5 protein-coding genes are annotated in these 7,899 nt (G+C 67.0%); 3 read left to right on the top strand and 2 right to left on the bottom strand.

Annotation, left to right across the window (positions count from 1 at the left end):
- Nucleotides 1-47 precede the first annotated feature (47 nt).
- Nucleotides 48-749, bottom strand: a complete 702-nt coding sequence (locus RSO01_RS44930; RefSeq protein WP_147157141.1) for an SDR family NAD(P)-dependent oxidoreductase — start codon at nt 747-749, stop codon at nt 48-50.
- Between the two features lie 89 nt (nt 750-838).
- On the opposite strand from RSO01_RS44930, the gene RSO01_RS44925 reads away from it, so the two are divergent.
- Nucleotides 839-1,510 carry a DsbA family oxidoreductase gene (locus RSO01_RS44925; RefSeq protein WP_147157140.1) on the top strand — a complete coding sequence of 224 codons (672 nt, stop codon included), beginning with the start codon at nt 839-841 and terminating at the stop codon, nt 1,508-1,510.
- On the opposite strand, the gene RSO01_RS44920 is transcribed toward RSO01_RS44925, so the two are convergent.
- Nucleotides 1,507-4,722: an AsmA family protein gene (locus tag RSO01_RS44920; RefSeq protein ID WP_170303850.1), complete on the bottom strand. Its 3,216-nt coding sequence runs from the start codon at nt 4,720-4,722 to the stop codon at nt 1,507-1,509. The two genes, RSO01_RS44925 and RSO01_RS44920, sit on opposite strands and share 4 nt — an antisense overlap.
- A gap of 217 nt (nt 4,723-4,939) precedes the next feature.
- On the opposite strand from RSO01_RS44920, the gene RSO01_RS44915 reads away from it, so the two are divergent.
- Both RSO01_RS44915 and RSO01_RS44910 read left to right on the top strand, forming a co-directional pair.
- A complete protein-coding gene (locus RSO01_RS44915; RefSeq protein WP_147157138.1) occupies nt 4,940-6,019 on the top strand; it encodes an LLM class flavin-dependent oxidoreductase in 1,080 nt (359 codons plus the stop codon).
- A gap of 131 nt (nt 6,020-6,150) precedes the next feature.
- Nucleotides 6,151-7,821 carry an ABC transporter substrate-binding protein gene (locus tag RSO01_RS44910; RefSeq protein ID WP_246159244.1) on the top strand — a complete coding sequence of 557 codons (1,671 nt, stop codon included), beginning with the start codon at nt 6,151-6,153 and terminating at the stop codon, nt 7,819-7,821.
- The last annotated feature ends 78 nt before the right edge of the window (nt 7,822-7,899 follow it).

Here is a 7,899-nt window from a genome sequence, read left to right as displayed (position 1 = left end):
AGAAGACAAAGATATGAGCGGACCTGGAGGTCCGCGGTCCGGCAAGACTAGAACTTCTCCACCCACGGCCGGACCTCTATCTCCCAGCTCCAGGCGCTGCGGTGTTGCTGCAGCGTCGCCCAGTAGGTCTCGGCGATGGCGTCGGGATCGAGCAGGCTGTCCGGCGCGTTGTCCGGCACCGGGCGCGCCTCACTCCGGATGCCGCCATCGATCACGAAGTGGGCGACATGGATGCCCTTGGGTGAAAGCTCGCGCGCCATCGATTGGGCGAGGCCGCGCAAGGCGAACTTGCCCATGGCGAAGGTGGCAGAGAGCGCGAAGCCCTTCACGCCCGCCGTGGCGCCGGTCAGGAAGATGGCGCCGTGCGACTTGGGCAGCATGCGCTTGGCGGCCTGCTGCGAGACCAGGAAACCGCCGAAGGCGCTGATCTCCATGGCGCGCTTCACGTCGTCGGGCGCCAGATCGACCAGGGGCCCGCGCACGCGATTGCTCGCATTGTAGACCACGACGTCGGGCGTGCGCCCCTTGGCGTCGAGGGTCTCGAACAGGCCGGCAACCTCCTTCGGATCGGCGCCGTTGCAGGCATAAGCCTCCGCCCCGGTCTCCTTGACCAGCGCGGCGAGCTTGTCGGTCTGTCGGGCGGCCATGGACACGGCCAGGCCGTTCCTGGTGAAGAGCCGGGCCAGCGAGGCGCTGAGGCCAGGGCCGGTACCGACGATAAGCGCAGAGCGGTATTGGGTCTTTTGCATAGGGTCTCCTCGTTGCCGCGGATTCCACGCAGGTATAGGCTTCTGCGCAATAGGGCACACGCAAATGTGCCTCAGGGAAGGAAATAGCCATGGACCAGGCAAAGCCGGTCGGCCGCATCGACGTCATCTCCGACGCGATCTGCCCATGGTGCTACATCGGCAAACGCCATCTTGAGAGCGCTCTCGAGATCCTCGCCAAGCAGGGCCTGCACTTCACCGTCGCCTGGCATCCGTTCCAACTCAATCCCGACATGCCGCGCGAGGGCGTCGACCGGGCCCAGTACCGCCTCGCCAAGTTCGGCAGCGCCGAGCGCTCGCGCCAGATGGACGAGCGCATCACCGAGACCGCCGCCACCATAGGCCTGGAATTCCATCTCGATCGCCTGACGCGCACACCCAACACGCTCGATGCCCATCGCCTGATCCGGCTGGCTGGCCAGAAGGGCGTGCAGGACGGCGTCGTCGAGGCGCTGTTCGAGGGCTACTTCTGTAACGGCGCCGACATCGGCAATGCCGAGGTGCTGGCCCGGCTCGGCGTCGAGGGCGGGCTGGAGCGCGACGACATCACCGCCATGCTGCAGAGCGACGCCGGCCTCAAGGAAGTCACCGCGGCCGACCAAATGGCGCGCAACGCCGGCATCCAGGGCGTGCCGAGCTTCGCCCTGCAGGGCCATGTGCTGTTCTCCGGCGCCGTGCCGGCCGACGAGATGGCCCAGGCCTTCCGCCGCGCCTGGGAAATCCTGAGGAACCGCGCCGCTTAGTTTCCGCCGCGAGTGGTCATGGTCGGCGCGGAGACCGGCCCCTTCACCGTCACCACGTAGTCCGCCGGCCCCCGCCGGCCGGCGTCGAGCGCGATCGTGGTGTCGGTGGTGGCTGCCATCAGGCTGGTGTGGCTGGTGATCGTGGCGACAGCGTTCTGGCCTTGCACCTTTTGATTGATGAGCGACACCGTGCCATTGGCGATCGTGATCTCGCCCGCGATGCTGCTCTGCTGGTTGACGAACGCCGCCAGCACGGCCGAGTTGAAGCCCATCTCGGTGCTGAAGATGCTGCCCACGCCGGTCGCGAACGATGCGAAGCCCAGCGAACCCTTGGTCGCCATCGGAAAGAGCAAGCCGCTGACCTGGCCACGGCCGGTGAGCGTGTCGCGGATCTCCTCGGTCGTCCGGCCGCTGCCCTGGACGGAGATGTCCATGACGTTGATCTTGCCCTCGATCGCCACCGTCAGGTTATCGTTGCCGAAGCTGTTGGTGCCGGCGGTGCCGCGCAGCATCTCGCCGAAATAGATGCCCTGCAGGCTGCCCTTGAGGTCGACGGCCAGGGCATTCTTGGTGGCGTCGATCGTGCCGTTGAAGTCGACGGCGCCGCCATAGAACTGGCCGGTGAGCTTGGCGATGCTGAGCACGCCGTTGCGCAGCTTCGCTTCGAGGTCGGCGTACGTCACCCTCAGCGAGGCGACCTGCGTAGCGCTGGTTTCCAGGTTTACGGTGGCGTCGAAGCCACGCAACGCCGAGAGGTCGATCGGCTTGTCGGTCGCCGCTCCGAGCGTCCGCGATGCCGACACAGGCGCCGACGAAGGCAACGGCCGCGGACCTGGCGACACGCCCAGCCAATCGTCGAGATCGAGCGTGCCGGGGACGCGCAGATTGACGCTGATGTTGGGCCGCTCGCCCAGCGTGGCATCGACATGCCCGGTCATGGCCGTGCCGAGCGCCGTGAGACTGCCATCGAAGGCCAGGCGCTGGCCGTCGCCCTTGACAGCGCCGGCGGCCGAAGCCGCGCCGATGGTGGTTGATTGGCCGGTCGCGGCAGCGACCAGCCGGCCGGCCTCCTGGCTCTGCAGATTGAAGCTCGGGAACTCGAAACGGAAAGCGCTGCCGAGCGCCAGCGCACCGGCGACACTCACCGTGCTGCCGAGCAGCGTCGCAGTGACGCCGCGCAGGGCGAGCGCGTGCAGGGTGCCGACGACGTTGCCGCTGGCCGACGCCGCGCCGAGCTTGCCGTTCGCGGCCTTCGGCAGGCCGGCGTAGCCCACGACCTTGTCGGCGTCGGGTAGCGTGGCGTTGAAGGCGAGGTCGTAGCGAGGTGCGGTGGCAAAGTCCGTCACCGTTCCCTTCGCATCCGCCTTGCCGCCGAAAAGATCGGCGACCTTGAAGGCAGTCACTTTCAGAAGGTTGCCCTGCATCGAGGCATCACCCTCGACGCCGCCCAAGGTCAGCTTGCGAATGGTGAGCTTGGTAACCTTGGCCTTGAGCGCGAAGACCGGTGTCGCCGGATCGGGCGGCGGCGGCGCGGCGGGAATGAGTGTCGCGATCGCACCATTCACGCCGCCGGTCGCTGCGGTAGCGGCCGACGGTGTGGCCGCATTGCCCGGCAACGGCGTGAGAGGCGCGCTCGGCGCCGACCGCGGCACGGCCGGCAGGTAGGCATCAAGGTCTAGACGGTCGGCCTGCAGGGTCGCCGCGAGCGCGAGCGGTGGGCCGAGCGCCACGCTGCCGCTGCCCGTCACGCGCTCACCGTCCAGCTCGGCCACCATGTCGACAATCTGCACACTGTTGCCCGCGACGGCGATCTTGCCCTTGAGGTCGAGGCGCTGGAGCTTGTCCGATGGCACGCTGGAAGGATCGATCCCGAGCCACGCCAGCGTCTCGCGCAGCCGCGGCCCCGAGACGCTGAGTGCGCTGGCGGTCGCCTGCGCGCGCATGTCTCCCGGCAGCACGGCGCTGAGCTGCGGCACGGTGATCACGCCCTTGTGGATCTCCAGCGCCACCGCGACGTCGCGCACCATGCCCCCGCGGTACGTGACTTCCGCCACGTCGAGTGCCAGCGACACGTCCATCGCGACGGGGAACGGTGAAAGCGAGGCGGGCTTGCCCGGCACCGGCGCCTTGGCTGGAGAGTCCTTGCCGGGCGCCTGGGCGCTGGGCTGTGCCGGCAGGAAAACCTGCGGCCTGGCAAGCAGCGCCAGCCATTTCTCCAGATCGATCTTGGGCAAGGCGATGCGTCCCTGCAGGGACGGCGCGGCCCCCTGCTCCAGCGCCAGCGTGCCTGATGCGGTCTCCGCACCCATCGTCATCCTGAAATCGGTGACGGCAAGCCGCGTCGGCGTGAGCTCGATGCCGCCGTCGAAAACGAATCGGCCCGCGACCGAGCCGTCGAACTTGGGGACCGCCTGACCGCCGGCGCGCACGATCGCGGCGACAAAGTCGGTGAGAACGCCGGTCGTCACCGAGAGGTGGCCCTTCAACTCGGCTTTGACGTTGAGCTCGCTGATGCGCCCTTTGAAGTCGAGCGTGCCGCTCAGCACTTGCAAGGCAAAGGACAGGTCGTGACCGTCCGCCTTGCGCTCGCTCATGCTGATGTCGAGCGACAGCGGCACGCCGTTGACCGTGGCCTTGCCGGAAATGGTGAGCGGCCCCTGCAGCGAACGGACCCGGGCCGTCGCTTCGACCTGCTCGGCCTTGATGGTCTGTCGCGTTTGCGGATTGGTGTAGCTCAGCGTGCCCTGCACGACCTTGAGCTCGCCGATCGCCAAGTGGAAGCCCTCGGCCGGCGCGCCTTCGGCCTGGCTGGCGCCGGCGCCCGGCTTGAACTGCCAGTTGGGCACGCCGTCGGCGTCTGTCTCGAGCACGATGGTCGGCTGGTAGAGGGTGAGTTGGCCGATCTCGACCTCGCCGCGCAGCAGCGCCCACCAGGACGGCGAGGCGCCGATCCAGCGCACGTCGACCATCTGGGCGCCTTCGCCGCCCGCTGCATTGGCGAAGCGAACGCGCTGGGCACTGATCCTCGGCACTGGCAGCATCCTGAGCCGCATCGGCCCTTCAATTACCAGCTCGCGGCCGGTCGCCTCCTTCACGGCCTGCACCAGGGCGGGCTTGTAGGCGTCGACGTCGACGAGATAGGGCGCAGCGATGGCCGCAGCCAGCAGCGGGCCGAGCAGCGCCGCCACAGCCCACGCGATCCTTCTGCCCACCGACATTGCCATCGACCCGGTACAACGTCCGGCCGGCCACCTGGATGCCGGCCCGAAACGACCTTCAGCCTGCCGTACGCGGCGATGGCCGTCCATTCCGGAGAGGGATCTCGACGTCCATCAATCGGCCGAAATCATCAGGCGAACCAGTGGCGCGGACGGAACCAGCGAAGCTTGGTAGCATTGCCGGCAACAGAAACGACACAGGGACCGCGGTATGGCTGACATTGCCTTCGGCTTCCAGGCCGCGCCGGCCAGCGACGTGCACAAGTCCGACCAGGCGCTGTATCGCGAGGTCATGGAGGATTGCGCGCTCGGCCGGAAGCTCGGTTACGACGCGGCCTGGCTGCTCGAGCATCATTTCAGCGACTACTACCCGACGCCGAGCCCGCTGCTGTTCATGGCGCACATCGCGGCGGCTTTTCCCGACCTGTCGCTCGGCACCTCGGTGCTCGTGCTGCCGTGGTACCACCCGCTGCGGCTGGCCGAGGAGATCGCCATGCTGAACGGCATGACGACCGGCACGCTGCATCTCGGCATCGGCCGCGGCACGGCCAAGATGGAATACGACGCCTATAACGTCGACATGAACGAGGCGCGGGCACGCTTCGCCGAATGCTACCGCATCGTCGAGAAGGGCCTGGCCGGAGAGCCCTTCACCCATGACGGCCGCTTCTGGAAGATCGACAAGCCGATCCGGCTCAGGCCAGACCCCGGTGACAAGAAGGTGCGCTTCTATGGCGCCATCGGCAGCCCGGCCAGCGCCGAGGTGATGGGCGATCTCGGCGTGGCGCCGATCTGCCTGTCGACCTTCCCCGACAAGCTTCTGGCCAAGATCCTCGAGCGCTGGTCGGCGCGTGCCGGCGCCGCCGCGCGCGACGCCATCCTGCCGATCTCGGTGAAGATGTTCATTGCCGACACCGACGAGGAGGCGCGGGCGCTCGGCCGCCGCTACTACCCGCCCTACTTCGACCTGCAGTGCGCGCACTACGAGTCCGACGCCAACCCGTGGGCCGACATCCCCGAGTACCAGGACTTCAGCCGCATGTTCGCCAACCTGCGCAAGCTCACCGACCCGGCCGAGCTGGCGCCGTTCATGGACTCGAACCTGGTGGGCAGTCCGGCGACGATCTGCCGGCGCATCGACCAGCTCGCCGCCCTCGGCTTCAACTACTTCATGGTGTCCTGCGCCACTCCCGGCACGCCGATCGGGCTGCGCCAACGCATGATGACTCGCTTCGCCGAGGAGGTGTGCCCAAAGTATTCGCAGTCGATGCGCCGCAAACAAGCGGCCTGAGGGGGTGTAACGACTAGTTGATTGCACTGGAGGCCTTCATCCTCGCCGCAAGTTGTATCTTTTGTTTCTTCAATTACTCTTTTGATCGGTTCACCTGATATTGGTTGCGGCGACAGGATCGGGTGCGTGGGATGAAGGTCGGCAAGCGGCAGGCGCGGCACGCCTTGCCCGGCAGGGCATTGCGAGGCCTGATGCCCGTATTGAGCACACGCGCTGGACGGACGGCCGTGCTGCTTGTCGGCATCGTGTTCGCATTGCTGTGCTTTGCCGATGCTGCGCTGGCGCAGAAGCGCGGCGGCGTGCTGCGCATGTTCCAGCGCGACAACCCGCCGAGCACCTCGATCCACGAGGAGTTCAGCCCGGCCACCGTCGTGCCCTTCATGCCGGTGTTCAACAACCTCGTCATGTTCGACCCATCGGTGCCGCAGAACAGCGACAAGTCGATCGTGCCCGACCTCGCCGAATCGTGGAGCTGGAACGAGGACAAGACCGAGCTCACCTTCAAGCTGCGCCGCGGCGTGAAATGGCATGACGGCTGGGCCTTCACCGCCGCCGATGTCGAATGCACCTTCAACCTGCTGACCGGCCGGGCGCGCGACAAGCTCAAGAACAATCCGCGCGGCAGCTGGTACGGCAACATCAACTACGTGCGCGGCAGCAACGACTACGAAGTCACCATCCATCTCAACCATCCGCAGCCCTCGCTGCTGACGTTGCTGGCGTCCGGCCTGTCGCCGATCTATCCCTGCCACATCCCGGGCGCGCAGATGCGGCAGAAGCCGATCGGCACCGGGCCCTTCAAGCTCGAAGCGTTCAAGCAGTTCGACAGCGTCCGGCTGGTGCGCAATCCCGACTACTTCAAGCCCGGCAAGCCGCACCTCGATGGCATCGAGTTCTACATCGCTTCCAGCCCGTCGACGGCCCTGCTGGGCTTCGTCGCCGGCCGCTACGACATCACCTTCCCCTGGGAGGTGACGATCCCGCAATTGCGCGACGTCCGCCGCCAGTCACCGCGCGCGGTCTGCGAGACGACGTCGATGAACAACAACACCAACATTCTGGTGAACCGCGAGACCGCGCCCTTCGACAAGCCGGACATCCGCCGCGCGCTGTCGCTGGCGCTCGATCGCAGGGCCTTCATCGCCGCCAACGAGGGCGACGGCCAGATCGGCGGCACCATGCAGCCGCCCAGCGACGGCATGTGGGGCCTGTCGACCGACCGGCTGGCCACCGTGCCGGGCTACGGCCCCGACGTCGAGAAGAACCGCGAGGATGCGCGCGCCATCATGGGCCGGGCAGGCTTCGGCCCGGAGAAGCGCATGCGCACCAAGGTGCAGACGCGCGCGCTCTCGCTCTATCGCAATCCCGCAGCCATCCTGGTCGACCAGCTGCGCGAGATCCATATCGACGCCGAGCTCGACGTCGTCGAGGCCTCGCAGTGGTTCCCGCGCCTCGCCCGCAAGGACTACACCATCGGTCTCAACACCACCGGCAACGGCGTCGACGATCCCGACCAGGCGTTCTTCGAGAACTTCTCCTGCCGCTCGGAGCGCAACTACAACGGCTACTGCAACGGTGAGATCGAGCGCCTGTTCGAATTGCAGTCGTCCGAGGCCGATCACGACAAGCGCAAACAGATGGTGTGGGAGATCGATGCCAAGCTGCTGGCCGACGGCGCGCGGCCGACCATCATGTGGAACCGCAGTGCCACCTGCTGGCAGCCCTACGTCAAGGGCTACGTCGCGCAGGTGAACAGCATGTTCAACGCCTTCCGCTTCGAGGACGTCTGGCTGGATCGTTGAGCAGCCAGGCTCAACGCGTCGTTGTCTCTGTCTCATGCTCCTCTCCCCCGCTAGGGGAGAGGTTGGGTGAGGGGGATG

This window comes from Reyranella soli (genome assembly GCF_007992495.1).
GTDB classification, from domain to species: Bacteria; Pseudomonadota; Alphaproteobacteria; order Reyranellales; family Reyranellaceae; genus Reyranella; species Reyranella soli.
This window is presented reverse-complemented; position numbering and strand designations above follow the sequence as displayed.